15 protein-coding genes are annotated in these 20,843 nt (G+C 39.6%); 8 read left to right on the forward strand and 7 right to left on the reverse strand.

Going from position 1 to position 20,843, the window contains the following annotated elements; translation table 11 throughout:
• Positions 1 to 9 precede the first annotated feature (9 nt).
• Both M595_RS31645 and M595_RS00185 read right to left on the reverse strand, forming a co-directional pair.
• The gene (locus M595_RS31645; RefSeq protein ID WP_023064020.1) at positions 10 to 3,330 is read right to left on the reverse strand and encodes a PAS domain S-box protein; all 3,321 of its coding nucleotides are present in this window, start codon (positions 3,328 to 3,330) and stop codon (positions 10 to 12) included.
• 371 nt (positions 3,331 to 3,701) lie between these two features.
• On the reverse strand, positions 3,702 to 5,423 hold the full coding sequence (locus tag M595_RS00185; protein WP_023063855.1) for a GAF domain-containing sensor histidine kinase: 1,722 nt from the start codon (positions 5,421 to 5,423) through the stop codon (positions 3,702 to 3,704).
• Positions 5,424 to 5,901: 478 nt separating this feature from the next.
• Here M595_RS00185 and M595_RS00190 point away from each other — a divergent pair, with 478 nt between their 5' ends.
• The gene (locus M595_RS00190; protein WP_023063852.1) at positions 5,902 to 6,777 is read left to right on the forward strand and encodes a S1C family serine protease; all 876 of its coding nucleotides are present in this window, start codon (positions 5,902 to 5,904) and stop codon (positions 6,775 to 6,777) included.
• Positions 6,778 to 6,912: 135 nt separating this feature from the next.
• Here M595_RS00190 and M595_RS00195 read toward each other — a convergent pair whose 3' ends face one another.
• The 5 genes from M595_RS00195 to M595_RS00210 form a co-directional block, all read right to left on the reverse strand.
• Positions 6,913 to 7,173: a hypothetical protein gene (locus tag M595_RS00195; RefSeq protein ID WP_023064061.1), complete on the reverse strand. Its 261-nt coding sequence runs from the start codon at positions 7,171 to 7,173 to the stop codon at positions 6,913 to 6,915.
• 99 nt (positions 7,174 to 7,272) lie between these two features.
• Positions 7,273 to 7,497 (reverse strand): hypothetical protein, encoded by a 225-nt coding sequence (locus M595_RS30385; RefSeq protein ID WP_152983518.1) that lies wholly within the window; start codon positions 7,495 to 7,497, stop codon positions 7,273 to 7,275.
• Between the two features lie 5 nt (positions 7,498 to 7,502).
• Positions 7,503 to 7,835 carry a hypothetical protein gene (locus M595_RS00200; RefSeq protein ID WP_023063842.1) on the reverse strand — a complete coding sequence of 111 codons (333 nt, stop codon included), beginning with the start codon at positions 7,833 to 7,835 and terminating at the stop codon, positions 7,503 to 7,505.
• 159 nt (positions 7,836 to 7,994) lie between these two features.
• Positions 7,995 to 8,573, reverse strand: coding sequence for a COP23 domain-containing protein (locus M595_RS00205; protein ID WP_009784920.1), 579 nt, complete (start codon positions 8,571 to 8,573; stop codon positions 7,995 to 7,997).
• A gap of 926 nt (positions 8,574 to 9,499) precedes the next feature.
• The gene (locus M595_RS00210) at positions 9,500 to 10,666 is read right to left on the reverse strand and encodes an RNA-guided endonuclease TnpB family protein (RefSeq protein ID WP_040483352.1); all 1,167 of its coding nucleotides are present in this window, start codon (positions 10,664 to 10,666) and stop codon (positions 9,500 to 9,502) included.
• Positions 10,667 to 11,293: 627 nt separating this feature from the next.
• Here M595_RS00210 and M595_RS00215 point away from each other — a divergent pair.
• The 7 genes from M595_RS00215 (at position 11,294) to M595_RS00245 (ending at position 20,831) form a co-directional block, all read left to right on the forward strand.
• Positions 11,294 to 12,388: a glycosyltransferase family 2 protein gene (locus M595_RS00215; RefSeq protein WP_510984653.1), complete on the forward strand. Its 1,095-nt coding sequence runs from the start codon at positions 11,294 to 11,296 to the stop codon at positions 12,386 to 12,388.
• 424 nt (positions 12,389 to 12,812) lie between these two features.
• A complete protein-coding gene (locus M595_RS00220) occupies positions 12,813 to 14,270 on the forward strand; it encodes an NAD(P)/FAD-dependent oxidoreductase (RefSeq protein ID WP_023063965.1) in 1,458 nt (485 codons plus the stop codon).
• Between the two features lie 97 nt (positions 14,271 to 14,367).
• Positions 14,368 to 15,291 carry a glycosyltransferase family 2 protein gene (locus M595_RS00225; RefSeq protein WP_052001669.1) on the forward strand — a complete coding sequence of 308 codons (924 nt, stop codon included), beginning with the start codon at positions 14,368 to 14,370 and terminating at the stop codon, positions 15,289 to 15,291.
• 16 nt (positions 15,292 to 15,307) lie between these two features.
• Positions 15,308 to 16,606: a glycosyltransferase gene (locus tag M595_RS00230; RefSeq protein WP_023064039.1), complete on the forward strand. Its 1,299-nt coding sequence runs from the start codon at positions 15,308 to 15,310 to the stop codon at positions 16,604 to 16,606.
• Positions 16,607 to 16,628: 22 nt separating this feature from the next.
• Positions 16,629 to 17,657 (forward strand): glycosyltransferase family 2 protein, encoded by a 1,029-nt coding sequence (locus tag M595_RS00235; protein ID WP_023063900.1) that lies wholly within the window; start codon positions 16,629 to 16,631, stop codon positions 17,655 to 17,657.
• 44 nt (positions 17,658 to 17,701) lie between these two features.
• The gene (locus M595_RS00240) at positions 17,702 to 19,168 is read left to right on the forward strand and encodes a lipopolysaccharide biosynthesis protein (protein WP_023064022.1); all 1,467 of its coding nucleotides are present in this window, start codon (positions 17,702 to 17,704) and stop codon (positions 19,166 to 19,168) included.
• 43 nt (positions 19,169 to 19,211) lie between these two features.
• Positions 19,212 to 20,831: a hypothetical protein gene (locus tag M595_RS00245; RefSeq protein WP_023063935.1), complete on the forward strand. Its 1,620-nt coding sequence runs from the start codon at positions 19,212 to 19,214 to the stop codon at positions 20,829 to 20,831.
• Positions 20,832 to 20,843 lie beyond the last annotated feature (12 nt).

Genomic DNA, 20,843 nt, shown 5'->3' on the forward strand with positions numbered 1-20,843 from the left:
AAAGTAACTTTATTTGATCAGATTGATAATACCTTCTTCATCAAATTCTTGTGCCATTTCCAAAAGTTTAACAGCAAAGCCAACATAACTTTGATCTAGAGATTTAAGTCTTTCAGCTTCTTGCTCAATTGTTTCAAAATCACCAATTTCTAAGGCTTCTTTTACAGTGATCAACTCTGAACGATAAGGAAGTAAGACATCTACATTTTTATCATATTTTGCAGAATAACTCATGCCTATTGGGATTTCATTATCTTCATAGATCCAAGAGATTTTCAGTAAACTTTGTAAAGTTTCTAACAAATCTTCAAGCTGTAACGGTTTAGGTAAAAAAGCATCACAACCTGACTCTTGGCTTTTTTGACGATCCAAACTAAAAACACTTGCAGAAGTCGCAATAATGTTAGTGTGTTTGAATTCGGGAATTTGGCGGAGTTTTCGAGTCATTTCAAATCCATCCATTTGCGGCATGACTAAATCTGTAATAATAATATCAGGTTGACAGATAATTGCTTTTTCAACACCTTCCTCACCGTGAGTTGCTTCCACCAGTTGAAAACCAAGTGGTTCTAACATATTAATCAGAATTGAGCGATTATCCCAGCGATCATCAACCACTAATATTGTGTATTTTTTACCTTTATACCCTCTAATAATTGCAGGCATGAGCAAACTTGCATCCACCCATTCTGAAGATTCATGTAGATCTAAATCAACCCAAAATTTACTCCCTTTTCCGACAACACTTTCCACATTTAATGTACTATCCATCATCGAGACAATTTTTTGGGTAATTGCTAATCCTAATCCCGTGCCTTCAGCTTTACGAAAGCGATCGCCGACTTGTTCAAACGGAATAAAAATCTTCTCTATTTGTTCAGAAGGAATACCAATTCCCGTATCTTGAACTAAAAATCTAATTTTGTGAGTTGCACATTGAGGTGGCGTAAAACATTGATCTGGATGTCCGACATCACAAACCGTTGCCATGCCATTTTCGATCAGTTCAGCCGAAAAAATCACACCCCCTGTATCGGTAAACTTAATGGCATTACTAATCAAATTAATTAACACCTGACGGACTCGTTTTTCATCCGCATGAAGACTTTTAGGGAGATGTTGACTGGTTTGATAAGTAAAAGAAATATTCTTCTGTTCAGCCCGAACTCGACAAATTTCTGAGACACCGCAAAGAAAGGTTAAAAAATCAAAATCTGTCGGATGAAGTTCAAGTTTTTGAGCTTCAATTTTAGAGAGATCGAGGATATCATTAATTAACGTCAACAAATGAGAACCACATTGTTTAATCACTCCTAAGCCTTTTCGTTGTTGTGGGGTAATGTTTTTATCCCGTTGTAAAATTTGAGCATATCCTAAGATTCCATTTAAAGGTGTTCTTAATTCATGGCTCATATTGGCTAAAAATTCACTTTTTGCCCGACTCGCACTATCAGCTGCCGCTTTAGCCCGTTTGAGTTCTTCTTCAGCTCGTTTACGTTTGGTAATATCCCGAACAAATGCAGTATAAATTCGTTTATTTCCGAGTTCTAACTTAGAAATTGAAGCTTCAATCGGAAATTCTTCACCATCGCGTCGCCGTCCAAATACCGTATTTCGTTCGCTCATTTTGCGAGCCGATAATGGGGCTTGAGTGAAATCTTTGATATGTTGATGATGAGCGTCAACATATCGTAATGGGAGTAAAATATCCAGGGCTTGCCCGAGAACTTCGGCTTGAGAATAGCCAAAAATCTTTTCTGCACCTTGATTAAATAAAGTGATATGTTGAGTTTCATCAATGGAAATAATCGCTTCATCTGCATTATCTAAAATTCCGGCAAATCGGGCTTCTGAGTCTCGTAAAGCCCGTTCAGCTTCATTTTTAGCTTGAGCAATCGCAATTAACGCTCCGACTCGTCGCACTAAGTTAATATCCTCTTGATTCCAAACTCTGGGCGATCGCACATTATCAAGACCAATAAATCCCACATTTTGATTAACATCTGCCCCGGTTAATTGCATGGGAAGAATTAATAAAGATTGAGTCGTCAGACGCTTGAGTTCAGCTTTTTCGGCTTCGGCTTCATCAGGCAACTGAGCGATACTAGAGACTTGAAAAGGTTTCCCTTTCAGAATCGTTTGCACAAACCAAGGAAAAACTTCAATCGGAACGCCTTGATAATCTTGAATGAAAGACGGAACATTGGGGGCGCACCATTCATGAGTTTGGGTGAGCTTCGTATGATTATCGGTATAGCGAAAAACATAAACCCGATCACAACCTATAAATTCACCTGTGGCTTGCAAGGTGAGATGAATTGCTGTATCAGTATCTTGGTTGAGAAACTGTTCGGAAATCCGACTGAGCAGGTTATCTTTTTGGGCGCGATATTCGAGTGCTTCTTCGGCTCGTTTGCGATCGCTAATATCGGCATGAGATCCGGCAAATCGAACGGCTTCTTCATTTTCATCAAATAAGGCTTGTCCACGAGATAAAATCCATTTATAGTCACCATTTTTACAGCGCATTCTAAACTCAAATGTAAAGTAAGTAGTTTTGCGCTTAATATGGTCTTCAATTGCAGCTAAAGTTGGAGGTAAATCTTCAGGATGAACTCGATCTGACCATTCATCCAGGGTGTTTCCGATTTCATGATCTTCATACCCTAACATTTCTTTCCAACGAGTTGAATAGAAGCTTTCATTGGTTTGAACATTCCAGTCCCAAATCCCATCATTGCTTCCTCGTAGGGCGAGTTGCCAGCGTTCTTCACTTTTTCTCAGTTGTTCTTCTTCACGTTTAAGCAGGCGATTTTTTTCTTCGAGTTCCCAAGTTCGTTCAGCGACTTTTTGTTCAAGAGAGACATTGAGTTGTTCTAATTCTTGATTAATTTTATGGAGGGCGGCGTTTTGTTCCGAGAGTTGTTTGTCTCGTTGATAGCTTCGTAAAGCGGCTGTTACCGTTAAACAAAGATCAGTTTCACTCCAAGGTTTAGCAATATAGCGATACAGACTCGCAGAATTGACAGCCTTGCCAATTGCGACGGTACTTGCTTGTCCGGTGAGCAGGATTTTTAAGGTTTTACTAGAGCATTCGTGAATCTGCTTGAGAAGTTCGTCCCCTGTCATTTTGGGCATGATTAGATCAGAAATAACCAGGGGAATTTCAACCTGATCGAGTTGTAGTTCTTCGATAATTTCTAATGCTTCTTCTCCGCTTTCTGCCAGTTCAATGTTGTATTTTTCTCCCAAATAGGGTAAGAGCTGATCTCGGAGACTAATCAGCACAACTCGTTCATCATCTACACAAATAATAGTAGGTTTTCCCATCACTTTCCCCTCGAGAGTTGAGGTCTTTCTAATCTTTTCGCCGGGATATTTAGAAACTTTTATAGAGATTTTTAACTTTGATTTTATTTTTCAGGTCTAGATTTACAAAAGATCAGTTAAAGTGCATATTATAGTTCATGATGTGGACGGATTGAAATTAATCAAGGAAATCTTAATCCTGATCATAATTTTTACAGAGTATAGAATTAATTCCTGACTAAATTTACCCCCTCGGATGAGCGAGTCAACGGATGAATGATGCGATTAACCCGAGCGCAAATGGCCGATTTAAAGACAGACTATTTTCCCACCTTGATCAGAGGATAAGCTAAAATTTCCACCTGATCAGTTCAATCTGAACAAATTTCCATCTAAGATTTAGCAGTATTGTCAATAGGTATCCATACTGTAAAACTTGTCCGTCCCGGTTGACTCTCCACTTCAATATGTCCCTGGTGTTGCTCGACAATCTGGCGAGAAATATCTAATCCTAAACCTGTTCCAACTCCTACTGCTTTGGTGGTGAAGAATGGGTCAAAAATTTGGTCTTGAATCTCGATGGGTATCCCACAACCAGAATCGGTAATTTGCACCCGGATAAAATTCTGATGGCGAGTTCCAGTAATCTCTAGTTTCCCTTGACTTCCCATCGCCTGAATTGCATTCTGAATGAGATTAGCCCAAACTTGATTGAGTTGTTCAGGATAACACCGAATTCCGGGTAGATTTCCATAGTTGGTACTGACTTGAATACCTTGTTTAAACTGATGTTGATAAAGGACTAAAACAGTATCAATCTCCTCAGAAATTTGGGCGGTAATCATGCAACTACAGCGATCTGAATGCACATACTGTTTCAGTGCCGTAACAATCGTTGAAGCTTTATCAACGGCTAATTTAATATTTTCACTATTTCTATATTGCAACACCAGATAATAAGCGGTTTCTAAAATCATCATCGAGTTAGACGCTTGTAAAAGGCGTAATAGAGGAGGTTCTACATCTGTGATTCCCATTTCGACTAACATTGAAGCGAGAGTTTCAGCTTGTTCGATCTTGTGATTAGTTAACTCTTTTTCTAATGTTCGTTTTAACTGACGTTCTTCTCGAAAAGAGAGGGGGAGATTACTGGGGCGAGTTGCGGCGAGTAGAGTCAGAAAATCTTCTTGCTGAGTTGTCGAAAGTTCTTTGAGGAGAAGTGGCAGTTTTTCTAACGTATGTTCTAGGGCGTTAGATAGGTTTTGAACAGAAGCATAAATTGCCCCTAAAGGAGTATTAATTTCGTGAGCAATGCCAGTAATTAGCTGTCCAAGAGCGACCATTTTCTCGGATTGTACAAGTTTTTTTTGTGTTTGTTTTAATTCGCCAGTTACCCGTTCTCGTGCTTGAGTCTGTTCAGCTACTTTTTGATGAAGATTATTGTAGCGGTAAGCATTGTTTAATGCAATTGCTATTTGAGGAGACAAGCGGTTGAGGAGTTCTTTAAAAACAGGTGTAAAAGCGTTTGTAATAAAATAGTTTTCTAAATACAAAACCCCAATGAGTTTATCCTGACATCGGAGGGGAAAACAGAATAAAGATTGGGGCTTAACCAGACAACTTGGACTCAGATCAACCTCTTGAGAAATATCATTCAACACCAGAGGAGTTTGAAGGTGAAGGACACGACTGACAATCGGCATCAAGAGCGAACTTTCGGCTGTTTCTAACGGTAGGGATTTTAAGATTTGTACAGAATGAGACTCAAGACTTCCAGAAGCTTCGATGACCCAATCACCGGATTTTTCTAAAATCAACCACGCCTTACTGACCACTTCGGTTTCGAGGATAAGATTGATCAGGGTCAGCAGAAGGTTGTCAAGTTCGAGTTCTTGAGAGAGGCTTTGATAAGCAGCGAGTAGCCAATCGAGATCAAGCGTTGTCGAAAAGTTGGGGCCAAAAGTTTTCTGTTGTCGAAAGAAAGGTTCACTCAGAGTCTGTCCATCGGGAAGTTGACAAGATAGAAAGGACGCTGCACCTGATGATTGAAAATTATTGTGATCGCGAAGCCTGGGCTTGCTGGTATTGCGATTCGGTCGCCTGATATATTCCATTAGTCCCTCTGAAAAATCAACCCGAGTCCCTGATGGGTAAGTTTCCCGTGACAACACTATACATGGTGCTGAAAGTCAACCTTTATTTTAGCGATGTGTTCTAGCGGATGCGCGATTTTGGGTTTTTTTCAAACTCTCCTCAAGTCGGATACATTTGGAGTCATTCTCCTATATGATTGATTTGAGATCTTTTTCTCTGGATAGATTTTGAATCAGAATCAACGTTTGCATTTTTAGGAACTCGGCCAATCATCAGCAGTTTGCGGCTCGGCTTGTTTGATCCTGAATTTGATCTTGCCGTTTGTGACTCTAACTGCTAGGCTAGCTGACTAAGACGGTGATCTGAATTTTATCTTTTTAAACTTGGGCATCCTGATTTTAGAAAGGATTGACTGAAGCTGATCAACACCGATCGCGCTCTTGCAATCTCAATATTTTTTTCAAAAAAACACGATTTACAACAAAAACACTGAATATTATGCTTTCTGTACAATACAAATCAAATAAAAACCGTTTTGCTGCCGTTTCTCAAGCTTCTCGTTCATTTTTAAAAACTGTATTATTGGGAACTCAGGTCATTGGCGCATCGTTATTGTTCCTGGGGGCTAATCTCCCGGCGGCAGAGAGCCAAACTCCTTCCTATTCTGTGGGTTACACGATGTCTTCCCCTTCTCCTTCTGAAAACGTCCCGGCTTCGATCTCTGAAATGGCCCAAAAGGTAACAGTAAGAATTTTTGCTAACCGAAGTGTGGGATCGGGCGTGATTATCAATCGTTCTGGACAAGGATACACAGTTGTCACAAATGCTCATGTTGTTGAAAATAACTCCGGCAATTTTATGATTTTGACCACAGATGGCCAAATGCACGGAGGCCGCCTGGTTTCCTCATCTCGAAATCTTGATGTTGCGGTACTACAGTTTAATAGTAGTGGCTCCTATCAAGTGGCAAAGCGGGGAGATAGCAGTCGGGTTGCAGTCGGAGAAACAGTCGTTGCTGCGGGATTTCCGAATTGGTTGAATAGTCCAGGACGGATGCAAGACACTCGGGAGTGGGGAAATCGGCCGTTTCAACTCACTCAAGGTCAAGTGGGAATGGTACCGAACCGAAGCTTAGTTGAAGGGTATCAACTGGGTTATACCAACGACATTCGTAGTGGAATGAGTGGTGGCCCGGTATTTAACCAACGCGGTGAACTGATTGGGATTAACGGTCGTTCTAAGTTTGCCCTCTCCGCAGATAAGGTCTATCGTTATAGTGATGGCTCTAGCCCTTCTCCAGAACAAGTTCAACAAATGAAAACACTGAGTTGGGCAATTCCGGTTTCTTATCTGTCGTTACAAGGACTGTCTTAATTGCTTTATCAACGATTTTTAACCCGCCTGTGGTTGTGGTGAGTTGGTCGATGATTCGTCAATCAACCGATATCTCTCAATTGTTGTCACTCTACTTCTTGTACCTGCTTACCTGAGAAATTCTCATTTCCAAGATTACTGGTTTTGAATTTTGGAGACAGAAATCTCTGAACCTGTAGTGGGGTCTGTCACTTCGTAGCGATAGATAGTGACTCCACCTTGTCTAATCCGATTGATTTCTTCGGTATGATCTTCACTGTGGTATCGAGCCGAAGGTGTTCTCGGAGTTTCAGAGATCACGCCGATCATTCCAATCGTGACTAAAGCAAGAGCAGCAGAAACTTTGAAGGGGTTATTCAGGCTTTGGTTGTTGGGTTTGATGGATCTGCCAAACATGATAGATTCTCCTGTTGATCGGGTTGAGATAGTTGAATTGAGATAATTGCAGGGTGAATAGCACTGAGGTGATGGACTTTTTCTAGATGTCAGAAAGCTTCATTGTCCAACTTGATTGGAGATTTTCATCTCAGAAGTCTTACACTCTGTTAAAGATTCAAAGTCTGATTCGAGGTTCGCTGCCAGTTGACGGTTTTGTGACTTAGCATGAGCCTGAAGACTGAGAGCGGTAATCATGGCGATCGCCATAATGCAGGCTTCTGTGATGGTTAGGTTTGAGCTTTCAATCCTCTGTGGAATAGATGCTTTCTTGACCGAGTTCATAGAAACTAGAAGTAACGTTTGAGTTTGTTATTCTCCCAGTCAACTTCTACTTCCCATCTCTGATGATTTTTATCCATCTGTGAGTTAATATTTTCACTCACTTGATTGAGATTGTTGCGCGATAGCCCAGGTTGAGACTGAACTTCTAATTGATCTAAACTGACGCTCAACTGATTATTGTTGAGATCTTGATCAATAACTTGATTGTTAGTCTCGTGAACCTCTTGCACTCTAGAATAAGAAGTTGTTGTCACTGCGGAGATTTCTTCTTGAGCGGCGGAGGGATTGGCAAAGCTAGACAATAGAAGCAGTGCGGTAGTGAGTTGTATTGCTTTCATGGTTAGCCCTCGTGAAGTTCTAAAGGTTGACGATTCTTCAATCAAGGCGATCAATGAGTTGAGCAGCGTTTAGCTTTGGAGAAAGACAGGAGTTGCAGAATAACGTCTGTATCTATTGAGAGGTTTTTGACAACTCCTGAAATTCTGGGGTAAGCTCAATTAGTTGTAAAGCGGCTCACCACTCGCAGTTGCATCTCCAAAGTCTTGGAGGTGTTCAACGAACACATCGCCTTGATCCCGATTTCCTGGAGATAAAGTGAACACTACATTTTGGAAGTTAGCGTCACCGGGTTCTTCTGAGGCGAAGATTACGCCTTCGTAGTTAACGACTCCGGCTTGGTACATTTCTTCTAAACTGGTCACGCCTAAAGAGTCAGCCAAGTTTGTTAAACGAGTGCTAACTGCCGCAGCGCGACGGTCAGGAGTGTAAGATCCTTGAGGATCACTAGAAGAAAGAGTAACTTGCCAAATTACTAAAGGTTCAGATGCAACCTGGACGACTTCCCGTTTCAGTAAAGAATTTCCACCGAGAAGACCAGGATAACGAGTGTCGTAGGTTTCCCGTACAATCATGGGAACCGTACCATATTGATTGTTTTCGGCGTCGATTTCAACAGTTTGAAAGACAACCCGTTCTTGAGTAAAAGTATCCGGTTGAGCTTTGGCTTGGGAAATACCAACGACTAAACCAGCAGTGACGATAGCAGTGGTGACGAATGCTTTGATTGTGCTTTTCATGAGTTAGACCCTCCAGGTGCTTTAAAGAGAGGTTGTTTTGTTCGGTATGTTCTAAGATTAAAACAATCCTATAGCCCTGTCAGTAAGAACAAAGTAATGTGTTCTAGAAGTTTTTTGGGTGGGTGTGTTAGCTGAAAGTTAGCCAAAAGTGATCGAAAAGTAAGTGAGATTTGAGAGTGTTGTATTTCTTCTTACAATCTCAAGGCTACTTCTTTCTCTCTTTAGGGTTATATAAGTAATTTTACTCCTATTTGTACTTTTTGAATAAAGGCAAAAAATATTATTTAAAATTTGATGAGAGGAATTATCTAGCGTCTCTGTTCAGTCGATTATTAGGATTTTTCTCTCTCTAGAGTAACGAATATGAAAAGGTTATAGATAGATTAGATAATTAGGATACAAACCCAATATAGAGTGATTTTATATCTTTTGAGGAGAGGATTTACACTCTATCGCTCTAAAAAAGAAGTTAAGCTATTTTATCATTGTTTTAATTATTTAATCAAAGAAAAAATAAAAATTATTCATCATTAACGTTTCTCTTTTTATTAGATAAATAGCTCAAAAAAAAGAAAACAATCAGTAAATTTCTGTAATTAAAGTTACAAAATATAAAAATTTAAACATTCTGCTTTTAATCGAGTCAGATGATGATCCAGCATTTGCGTGCCTTGTATCTTATATAGAGTGCTATGAGCTTGGCTGAGGACATATTTTCCAACCCGAACCGAGTCAGGAAGGAGAACTGTTGTTCTCACTGAGTTTAGTTGCACTATATATATAAGGTGTATTCAAGTCAGCGAGTTCTGAGTATCGCTATGCGCGCTCGTCAGACTAAAATTTGATGGGTGAGGTTCGGAGACCGTGATCCGTGAGAGCGAGTACCTGTAAACAGGTGTCAGGAGTCAGGAGAGAGGGAGAGTAAACTACCTACACTTCCGGTAGGGTAAGTGTAGGCTTTCAGTAGCCCTAGAGTTAATGTCGCAAGACAATAGCTCTGAGCCTCTGGGCTGGTTTACAGAACAGCCCCACAGTTCAATCATCTTCGCGCCGTTGTAGTCAGCATCACAATTATTGCCGCAGTTTTCGCACTTAAAAGACTTATTGTTTCGGGTTCCGATGTGCAGACACTTCTGACAGGTTTGAGAAGTATAAGACGGGGGGATAGCTATCACTTTCACCCCTTCTTTAATCCCTTTGTATTCGAGGAAGGCTCTCAATTGATAAAAAGCCCAGGAGTTGGAACGCCTGCGTTCTGTTTTGTTTCTGGGTTTTTGGTTGGTTCTCTCTCGAATTCCCGTCAAATCTTCCACGGCAACAATTGAGTCAGTGGCAATAGCTTCTCGAATGATTGAACTGGAAATGTTGTGGTTTAACCACGATTGATACCTTTTTTCCCCTCCCGATAGCCGTTTCAAAATCTCTCTCGCCCGACGGCGTGTAGATCTTGTGCCTTGAGACGCTTTTTTCTGTAATGATGTCCGAGTCCTGAAATACTTGTCTCGGATGCTGCTGATATCTTTTCCCGACCAAGAATTACCCGTCGAGGTAACGGCAATATCTCGCCTGCCAAAATCCACCCCAATTACATTTTTGGATTTTTTCAGCTTGGGCGCATCGGATTTTAGTTGGATATGGATATAAAAGTTGCCATCTCGATGCTTGCAGACCTGAGCGGAAGTGGATGGGCGTCCTTGAAGTTTTCCGATGTGGTAATTGCTAACCCTCATCGGAACTTTAATCCGTTTTTCTGTCGTGCTGAGGCTGACCAAATACCCTTCTTCAATAATCCGAAAGGTTCGGGCATCGCAGTCAAAACTTGTCGGTTTAAATTCCCTGACTTTTCTCCGTTTCCGTTTGGCAGTTAATCGATTTGCTGCGACCCTCGCGCACGCCCTAACTACATGATTGGCTGTCAATCCAAATTGGGACTTAACATCGCTGTAGCAGATTGCTTGGATGGAGTTTCTGTTGGTCAGATTTGAATTAACGTTGCCGTTGATCCAGTTGCAGGCATCAGCAAACGCCACCGCAGTTTTCTCGATTAATTGAGACTGCTCTGGGGTGGGTTGAAGGCGTACAACTAGCGTGATTGACTTGTTTCACGGCAACTCAAAACTCACATAATGATATATTACCATACCGAAAATCGCTGTGCGGGTTTTCCTCCTCACACCAAATCAAAGATTATGGTGTGGGCTTCCAACCCGCCGGAATGGTGAGTTGTAGTATTCTTTTTTTCAATTTCATATCAGGGCTAGGTTATCAGCAAGCATTAATCGTCATAACAGCCAAATTAATCAAGCTGGGTTGAAAATCCCCTGAGTGCGTGAGACGATCACACAAATCTTCTGTAATTTTAAGGCTAAGTCAATATAGTTTTTTTTCTTTCTCATCCGGTATCATGTGATAGAAAGTCAATTTAACCCGAGAACCTGCTCAAAATCTTACCTCCGGAGATAGTGTTGTCATTCACTCAGGTCAACCGTTTGAGCATACTCTGAGTTGAGAACAAATCAAATCGAAACATCACTCAAGCTAACGAATTAGTAAACGGATATTAGTCACGGATCACATCAATTTTTATTAGAACGAACTCTCTCCCTATTGGCAAAATTGTCAAGAATTATAAGGCTCAATTGGATAAAAACCCTGGCTTTACAAAAGCTTTATCATTTTTTTTTTTTTTTTACAAAAGCTTTACACGCTTCTCTATCTTTATGGTGATTTTTTTCACTATTTTGTTTAAGATGATAGAAGAGAAAAAGAAACAAAAGATCACCATCAAAGGAAGTATGATCAACAACTGTTCAGATCCTAAGCCAACGATATCAGTTATTATTCCTGTCTATAATGGCGGCGAAAAATTTCAGCGATGTCTTCAAAGTTTGGCAAAAACTTCTCTTAATGCAGATGAAGTGATTGTAGTAGCTGATGGAGATACAGATGGTTCTTGGTTGCTCGCTGAGAACTTTGGCGCAAAAGTGATTCGACTCCCCAAAGCAGGAGGCCCTGCTAGAGCGCGTAATTTAGGAGCGGAGGCTGCAAAAGGTGATATTCTGTTCTTTATAGATGCAGATGTAGAAATCTATCCGGATACGATTGAAAAAGTCGTCAATGTGTTTACAAATGAGCCAGATTTATCAGCTCTAATTGGTTCCTACGATGATACACCGGGAGCAGAGAATTTTCTCTCCCAATACCGAAATTTATTTCATCACTATACTCACCAAATCAGTCAAGAAGAAGCATCTACATTTTGGGGAGCTTGTGGTGCCGTTCGTAAAGAGGTTTTCTTGCACGTTGGAGGTTTTGACGAAAAATATCGTCTTCCTTGCATTGAAGATATTGAACTCGGCTATCGACTTAAAAAAGCAGGTTACAGTATTGGCTTGCGGAAAGGTATTCTAGTTAAGCATCTGAAAGAATGGCGACCGATTTCCATGGTAAAAGCAGACTTTTTCTGTCGAGCATTGCCTTGGACTGCTTTGATTCTACGCGATCGCCAGTTAAATAATGACTTAAACCTACAATACTCAAATCGGATGAGTGTTGTCTTAGTTTATGCTAAGATCGGTGCATTACTGGCAACACCTTGGTTATCTCAAACTTCGATCATTGCCTGTATCTTTGCTTTAGCGTTTGTCATTTTGAATGCACCAGTTTACCAATTTTTTCATAACAAACGAGGTTTGTTTTTTACCCTTCGAGCTTTGCCTTGGCACTGGCTGTACTATTTTTATAGTGGGTTAGCGTTTGGGATTGGTTTCGTTCGTCATTGGTTTCAAGTACAACTCACTTATCGCAAAGCATAAAGTCGTGAAATACGACCTTTTTTTAGGATCAACTCAGCAGCTTTTAAAACTTGCCCAAGACAATATCACTCCATTAAAGCTTTCGATCCTTCCGATGTCATGTCTTGAATTTAGTTTGAATGATTATTGTTGAGGGGGGTTAGCCTTGGCCATTGGTAAGGTTTGCTTTGGGTTGATGAGGTAAGCGAATCATCGCAATTTTTTGAAGCCATTTCTCTTAATTTTTTTTGTATGTGTGCGAAATTCTGTACTCAGCATCCTATAAAATTACAGTGTTCTCCTAAGACTCCTGAAAATACCATCTGTTAAATTTTGAACTCTACTGCGCCTAGCAACGTCTAAACTGCTCAGAAGTTCAGGATTTTCGGCAGACACATCTTTCCTATCTCAAGTTCAGCAAAAACTACGTCATCAGAGGTTACAAATGCTACATCACCCCGTTGTCATCATTGGAGCTGGCCCTGCTGGTTTAACTGCGGCTTATGAACTCACAAAGCGAGGAGTGCATCCTCATGTCTTAGAAGCAGCAAGTCAAGTAGGAGGAATTTCTAGAACTGAGATCTATAAAGGATATCGCTTTGATATTGGTGGTCATCGCTTTTTTACTAAAGTAGATGTTGTCAATCAATTGTGGCAAGAAGTTCTGGGAGACGAGTTTATTCAAGTTCCTCGACTGTCTCGCATCTATTACCAGAACAAATTTTATGATTATCCGCTGTCGATTTACAATACACTCTTAAATCTAGGTGTAATTGAAAGCTCGTTAATTTTGATGAGCTATTTAAAAGCAAAAGTCAAAGCCAAGTTACAACCCGATCTAGAAGCGGAAACCTTTGAAGAATGGGTTACAGATAGCTTTGGAAGTCGGCTTTATCGAACATTCTTTAAAACCTACACTGAGAAAGTTTGGGGAATTCCTTGCAACAAAATTGAAGCCGAATGGGCAGCTCAACGGATTAAAGGTTTATCTCTGAAAAAAGCCGTAATCAATGCTTTATTTGGCAGCAATGATACCAAAACTTTAATCAAAAAATTTGACTATCCAATTTATGGCCCGGGAATGATGTGGGAACGTTTCCAACAAAAAGTGGATGAAAAAGGCGGTCAAATTTCCCTTAATACTCGGGTGATGAGTGTTAAGCGAGAAGGTTATCATATTACCGAAATCACAGCTGATCAAGACGGTCAAGAAATGACAATCACAGGCGAGAATTTTATTTCCAGTATGCCTGTCACTGCATTGGTTAATCGACTTGATCCTTTACCTCCTGATGAAGTTCTACACGCTGCAAAATCTCTGTCTTATCGAGACTTTTTGATTGTTGCTTTGATTATTGATGAGGCTAAACTATTTCCAGATAACTGGATTTATATTCATAGTCCAGAAGTTAAAGTGGGTCGAATCCAAAACTTTAAAAACTGGAGTCCGGCGATGGTTCCGGATCAAACAAAAACCTGTTTGGGTTTAGAATATTTCTGTACAGAAGGCGATGAAATTTGGAAGTTGTCAGACACCGAACTTTTAGATTTAGCCACTCGGGAAATCGAAAAGCTAGGTTTAGCAAAAGCTAGTCAAGTAGAGGATGGAACAATTCTCCGTCAACCCAAAGCTTACCCCGTTTATGACCGAGACTATCGCCGTCATTTACAAGTTATTCAAGATTATTTATCCCAGTTTGATAACTTACAAACCATTGGTCGTAACGGAATGCACCGTTATAATAACCAAGACCATTCGATGCTAACTGGACTGTTAGCCGCACAAAATTTACTCGGTGACGATCACGATCTTTGGAATGTTAACACAGAGCGTTCCTATCACGAAGAATTTACTAAAGAAGAATGGAAAGGTCGTGAAAAACCTGAATTAGTAATGAAATAAAATTAATGAGTTGATGGGGTTAATATTTCGATAATTCCCATTAACTCTTTATCTGTTTGCTTTCTCTGGTAAAAGCCTTAGCTAAAATTTCCTGGAAATGGAACATTCATCTAGACCTTTCGTGTCCGTAATTGTTCCTGTTTATAATGATACGGAACGCTTAAAACACTGTTTAAAAGCACTGGATCAGCAGACCTATCCTCAAAGCTGTTATGAAGTGATTGTAGTGGATAATGGTTCTGATCCGGCTGAAAAAGTAGACCGTGTTGTAGCTTTGTTTAATCAAGCGTTTTGTATCAATGAAAGCACTCCAGGTTCCTACGCTGCTCGAAATCACGGAATATCGGTTGCCAAAGGGGAAATTATTGCTTTCACTGATGCTGATTGTCTTCCGGCTTTAGATTGGCTCGAACAGGGTGTAACGAATTTGCAAAAGGTTCTAAATTGTGGATTAGTTGTAGGAAAAATAGAGATTTTCTTTCAAAATTCTGATAAAATCACACCAGTAGAACTCTATGAAAGTATTACAGCTTTTCCCCAAAAAGAACTTTTAGAAAAATATCAATATGGCGCCGGAGGTAATTTATTTACTTGGAAAAAAGTCTTAGAAAAGGTCGGTGTTTTTGATGCAACATTAAAGTCCAGTGGAGATGTCGAATGGTGTCGGCGAATTTTTGAGAGCGGTTATCTGCAAGTTTATGCGGAGGAAAGTTGTGTTCAACATCCTGCTAGAACGTCTTGGCGAGAATTGTATAAAAGAACAATTCGGCTCATGGGAGGAATCTATGATTTACAGCAAAAGAAAAACACTAGAAACTTCCCAAAAGATCTCGTTTTTCTTTCCCTCTTGCTGAAAAATTTAGTTCCCCCTTTGAACTTTGTAGTTAGTACATTTTTAGATGAGCGCTTGACAAGTCTAAAACATAAATGTCAGGTTTCTCTAGTGATGTTTTTTGTCCGATATGTTAGCGCTTGGGAAGTTCTCAGACTGAGATTTGGTGGATTATCTGCCCGAGAGTAGTGAACGGTTAATAACGATGAAAATTGCATTTATTGTTGGTCATTTTCCCCAATTGTCAGAAACCTTTATTCTCAATCAAATTACGGGTTTAATTGAACGAGGTCATCAGGTTGATATTTACGCCAGTTCTCCCGGTGATACGAGCAAAGTTCATCCGGCGATCGCTAAATACCATCTCTTGGATCGCACTTATTATTTTCCTCAAGTTCCCGACAATATTCTCCTGAGAATTTGGAAAGGAATCGGATTACTACTCACTCAAGGCTATCAAGAGCCTGGGCGTTTTCTCGATGCTTTAAATTTTTTCAAATACGGTCAGCAAGCCCTTTCTCTGTGGTTGCTTTTCACGATTATTCCTAAATTTGATCGCCACTATGACATCATTCACTGTCAATTTGGAACTCAAAGTTATCGAGGAATGTCCTTTCGGACAATTAACGCTCCGAATGCTCAATTAATCACGACCTTTCGAGGAGATGATATTAGTCGATTTGTCCAAGAAAAAGGCAAAAATATTTATCAGAAATTATTCAAGACAGGTAACTTATTTTTAGCGAATTGCGAATTCTTTAAACGTCGAGTTGTAGAGCTAGGGTGTGATGAAAGTAAAGTATTTGTACATCGTTCCGGTCTAGATTGTCGTCGATTTCCTTTTACTCCTCGTTCCTATCCTGTCGATGGAAAAATTCGGATTGTTACCACAGGTCGGTTAGTAGAAAAAAAAGGAATTGAATACAGTATTCGAGCCGTAGCCAAACAAGCTTTAGTCAACCCAAATTTAGAGTATAATATTATCGGGGATGGCCTTTTAAGGGAAAGCCTACAAAAATTAATTGACGAATTAAACGCCAGCAAATTTATTCATTTGTTGGGTTGGAAAAATGAAGATGAAATTATCGAAGTCCTCAATCAATCCCATATTTTTATGGCTCCCAGCGTGACCGCATCCGATGGAAATCAAGATGCTCCCGTCAATGTTTTAAAAGAAGCGATGGCGATGGGTTTACCTGTAATTAGTACCTATCATGGAGGAATTCCAGAGTTAGTAGAAGATGGAGTTACAGGTTTCTTAGTTCCTGAACGAGATGTAGATACTCTAGCTGAAAAACTCGGTATTCTGGTGAAGAATTCGCAATTATGGCTAGAGATGGGAAAAGCTGGACGAACCTATGTTGAAGAACACTACGATCTCAACAAACTGAATGATATTTTAGTCGAACTATACCGAAAAAGTTTTACATCGGGTTGGCAGAATAAGAACTTAAATGTTCAGATTCCACCGTCAGTTAAGAGTATAACTCAATCATCACTTTAATCATTTTACAGAGGTTATCAAAATGGAAAACTTATCAACAAAAACTGAACCCCAAGTTACAATCATTGCTGTTCCTCGCGAACGGTTTAGCTGTGCGCGTGAGTCCTTAGACAGCATCTATGAACACACAAAGATACCGTTTAAATTAGTCTATATTGATGGAAATTCTCCCAAACATATTCGAGCTTACTTGCAAGAAAAAGCTGAAGCGAAAGGCTTTAAAATCCTACGAACCGATTATTATCTATCTCCCAACCAAGCAAGAAATATAGGTTTAGCTGAAGTTCATACAAAATATTTAGTCTTCATTGATAACGATGTTGTTGTCACACCCGGTTGGTTAACTCAGTTAATAGAATGCGCCGAAGAAACAGATGCGACAGTTGTCGGCCCTCTCATGTGCCAAGAAAGACCCTTGCATGAAATTGTTCACTGTGCTGGCGGAGACTCTCATATTTGGGTTGATAAAACGGGTCGGCGACGGTTTCGGGAAAAAATGTGTTTGCAAGGTCAAAAAGTGAGTAAAGTTCGCGATCGCTTACAACGCCAAGAAACCGAATTAGCTGAGTTTCATTGTGTTTTAGTTCGTCGTTCAATCTTTGATGAAATTGGTTTTCTAGACGAAGCCATGCTCAATACAAAAGAACATTTAGACTTTTGTATGTTGGTTCGTCAAGCCAGAGGAAAAGTCTATTTTGAACCCAATTGTATAGTAACTTATGTACCAGGCCCTCCTTTAGAGTGGAGTGATTTACATTACTATATGTTGCGGTGGAGTGATGCTTGGCAATTAGCAAGTTTGCACCGTTTAAGAGATAAGTGGAATTTGGCAGAGGATGAATATTTCAAAAGCAAATATAAAAAGGTAGGGTGGCGTCGATACGGCACTATTATTGTTCCCTTAGCTTTGCGTTTAACTTGGGGTATGGGCAGTGATCTTTTAGCCAGAATTATCGGTAAAATTGACCATGTATTTATTAATCGCTTCTTGACGAGCCGCCATGCACATCAGCAACGTAAACTTCATCAATCAATGTCAACGAACCCTTAAACCGATTAAGGTATTATTGGGATGGAAGATCCTAAAACTTAGCCATGAGCATCAAACAGAAGGCAATTCAAGGTGTTGTTTGGTCTGTCATCCAAAACTGGGGCAGTCAGGCAGGTTCGCTGGTTGTATTCTTAATACTAGCTCGCTTGCTGACTCCAGAAGCCTTCGGTTTAATTGGTCTAGCTAATGTTTTTTTTGCGTTCATGCAAATCTTTCTGGAGCAAGGATTTTCCCAAGCCTTAATTCAACGCGAGGAAATTGAGCCAGAAGAACTAGACACAGCTTTTTGGACTCATGTATTGAGTGGGTTGTTGCTGACAATTATTAGTTTTTTATGCTCTGGGTTGGTTGCAGAAATATTTGATCAACCCAAGCTTATCCCCATCATTCAATGCTTCTCGTTTTTGTTTTTCATTAAGTCTCTGAGTCATGTTCATAAAGCTATTTTAACCCGAACGTTTGCGTTTCAAGTCATGGCGCTTCGGACAATTATCGGTATTATTATCGGCGGAATTGCAGGGATTGTCATGGCTTTATCTGGGTTTGGGGTTTGGAGTCTGGTTAGTCAGCAATTTATTTATGAAGCGGTAGAAGTCTTTATCATTTGGGGTGCAATTGACTGGCGACCCAAACTCAGATTTTCTTTCCAACATTTGCAAGGTTTTTTAAATTTTGGCTTGAATATCCTGGCTTTAAAGTTCCTAGCTTTTTGCAACAAACGCACGGATAATTTACTCATTGGTTACTTTTTAGGAGAGGTGGCTTTAGGATATTATCTGATAGCTTTTCGGGTTTTAGAGGTGATGAGTCAACTCCTCGTCAGCACAACAAAGCAGGTCGCCTTACCCACGTTTTCTCGATTACAAACCGAACCTGAACGCTTCCGACAAGCATTTTATAAAGTTACCCTATTCACCAGTTTAATTGCTTTTCCCACCTTTTTAGGAATGATTATTTTCACCCGAGAATTGGTTTTTACACTATTTGGAGAGCAATGGCTACCTTCAGTTCCCATCATGCAAATTCTGGCTTTTGCGGGAATTCTAAATGCGATTTCTTACTTTAATGGTTCTGTATTTATGGCGATGGGTAAACCTTCGTGGAAACTGCGATTAAGTTTGCTCAATGCGGTACTCAATCTAATCGCTTGTTTGTTGGCGGTACAATGGGGAATTGTTGCAGTCGCTCTCGCTTATGTTGTGAGTAGCTATTTGGCTTTTCCGGTTAGTCAATGGACAATTGGCAAATTAATTCATGTTCCCGCAAGGAAGTATTTACAGCAATTTATCAGTCCGATTATTTGTTCGGTTATTATGGTCGTAGGAATTTTAATTTATAAATATTTTCTAATCGATTTACTTGATGAAAAGCTATTAATCCTAATCGGTACGGCAATCGGTATAATAATATATGGATTGTCTATTAAATTCTTATACCCTCCGATTTTTGAAGATTTACTTCAAATTTTAGAAATGCTAAAATCTTCCAAAAAAAAGTTTTCAAATCGTTAAGTATAAAATCATAGCTTGAATTTAATCCTAAAAATTACCGCTTATGTCACAACTAAATTTACCGTTCAAAATAGACTTCAGCTTCTCTAAAAACCAAGCTTTAATCGAAAATAGCATAATCGTTGCTTTTATTTTTTTCGGCTTGGTGGGTATCCTTCACCACGAAATTTGGCGGGATGAATTTCAAGCTTGGTTATTGGCTAGAGATAGTGCATCCCTAATGGAACTTTTTCACAATATGCGGTCTGAAGGACATCCGGGTTTATGGCATCTCTGTTTATATGGGTTAAGCCGAATCACCCAAAATCCTTTAATCATGCAGATTTTTCATTTATCTGTATCCGTTGTAATTGTTAGTTTAATTGTCAAATTTTCTCCTTTTTCTCCTTTACAGAAATTTTTACTCAGTTTTGGATATTACTTTTTTTATGAATATACAATTATCAGCAGAAACTACAATTTAGGTGTTTTATTTATTATTCTATTTTGCGTCATCTATTCAAAATCAAAGGTTAAACCCATATTACTGGCGACGTTATTAGCACTGATGGCTAATGCCAATGCTTTTGCTTTCATTCTCAGTTTTGCATTCTCATTAACTTTAATTGACGAGTTTTATTTTAAGTTAAAAGCCAATCAACTCAACCGAAAAAAACTCTTAATTAGTTTCTTGATTTTAACTTCGGGTTGGGCGATTTCCTTTTTACAAATTATCCGCCCTTTAATTTCCCAAGAAAAAGTAATTCGTCCTATCCAATCTTCGGCCGAACAGATTCAATCTAGCCCGAGTTTATTGCAAGAAATTGAGCGTTTGGGTACGGCTGTTACAGATATTTGGAGAAGTTATGTACCGATTCCCTTTCACCTCGACAATGAGTTTTGGAATACTAACATACTGGTTCACAATACAAATTTTCCCTCGGTTGCGGGTATACCATTGGGTGCAATTATTGCCGGATTAGCTTCTTTAATTCTTCTAGCAATTAGTATCAAAATATTATATCAAAAACGGCTACTGCTGACAATTTATCTATTTGGAACGGGTAGTATTTTTGCGTTTAACTACCTAATTTTTCAAGGGGTTATGCGGCACAGAGGCCATCTGTTTATATTGTTAATAGCCTGTCTGTGGCTGCTTGAAAAAGAGTTATTGAATCGGCGAAAATTAACTTCAAAACAGCAAGCACCAAGTCAATTCAGAAGTCAATTTTTAACGGTAATTCTTTCGGTTCATTTACTCGGAGGTTTTCATGCTTACACTGTAGATTTGTTTTATCCTTTTTCTGTCGGTCGAGAAACGGCTCAATATATTCAAGATAACAATCTCGACCAGTTAACCATAGTCGGTCAACGATACAGACAAGCGGCCGTTTTATCCGGCTATCTCAAGCAACCCATTTATTATCCAGATCTGGGTGAATTTGGTAGTTTTTGGACGAGCGAAACTAAGATGGAAAAAATCAAAACAATAGAAGGATTCATTCGGGATAATCCCAATGAAACTTTACTGGTTTTAACTTATGAACTGGAATCAGATTCGGTTTTCCCGGACGACATTAAAATTACTGAATTGAAGCGTTTTGTTGAACCAACCATAGAACCCTATGAAAATGTGTTCTACATCTACACCGCCAGAGAAATTGAAACCCCTTTAGACAACTAAAATCCAGAACAA

It is taken from the genome of Lyngbya aestuarii BL J (assembly GCF_000478195.2).
GTDB classification, from domain to species: domain Bacteria; phylum Cyanobacteriota; class Cyanobacteriia; order Cyanobacteriales; family Microcoleaceae; genus Capilliphycus; species Capilliphycus aestuarii.

What these genes read in the sequence shown, in the direction of transcription:
- M595_RS31645 (WP_023064020.1), bottom strand. Translation starts at nt 3,330, where the DNA reads ATGGGAAAACCTACTATTATTTGTGTAGATGATGAACGAGTTGTGCTG.
- M595_RS00185 (WP_023063855.1), bottom strand. Translation starts at nt 5,423, where the DNA reads ATGGAATATATCAGGCGACCGAATCGCAATACCAGCAAGCCCAGGCTT.
- M595_RS00190 (WP_023063852.1), top strand. Translation starts at nt 5,902, where the DNA reads ATGCTTTCTGTACAATACAAATCAAATAAAAACCGTTTTGCTGCCGTT.
- M595_RS00195 (WP_023064061.1), bottom strand. Translation starts at nt 7,173, where the DNA reads ATGTTTGGCAGATCCATCAAACCCAACAACCAAAGCCTGAATAACCCC.
- M595_RS30385 (WP_152983518.1), bottom strand. Translation starts at nt 7,497, where the DNA reads ATGAACTCGGTCAAGAAAGCATCTATTCCACAGAGGATTGAAAGCTCA.
- M595_RS00200 (WP_023063842.1), bottom strand. Translation starts at nt 7,835, where the DNA reads ATGAAAGCAATACAACTCACTACCGCACTGCTTCTATTGTCTAGCTTT.
- M595_RS00205 (WP_009784920.1), bottom strand. Translation starts at nt 8,573, where the DNA reads ATGAAAAGCACAATCAAAGCATTCGTCACCACTGCTATCGTCACTGCT.
- M595_RS00215 (WP_510984653.1), top strand. Translation starts at nt 11,294, where the DNA reads ATGGTGATTTTTTTCACTATTTTGTTTAAGATGATAGAAGAGAAAAAG.
- M595_RS00220 (WP_023063965.1), top strand. Translation starts at nt 12,813, where the DNA reads ATGCTACATCACCCCGTTGTCATCATTGGAGCTGGCCCTGCTGGTTTA.
- M595_RS00225 (WP_052001669.1), top strand. Translation starts at nt 14,368, where the DNA reads ATGGAACATTCATCTAGACCTTTCGTGTCCGTAATTGTTCCTGTTTAT.
- M595_RS00230 (WP_023064039.1), top strand. Translation starts at nt 15,308, where the DNA reads ATGAAAATTGCATTTATTGTTGGTCATTTTCCCCAATTGTCAGAAACC.
- M595_RS00235 (WP_023063900.1), top strand. Translation starts at nt 16,629, where the DNA reads ATGGAAAACTTATCAACAAAAACTGAACCCCAAGTTACAATCATTGCT.
- M595_RS00240 (WP_023064022.1), top strand. Translation starts at nt 17,702, where the DNA reads ATGAGCATCAAACAGAAGGCAATTCAAGGTGTTGTTTGGTCTGTCATC.
- M595_RS00245 (WP_023063935.1), top strand. Translation starts at nt 19,212, where the DNA reads ATGTCACAACTAAATTTACCGTTCAAAATAGACTTCAGCTTCTCTAAA.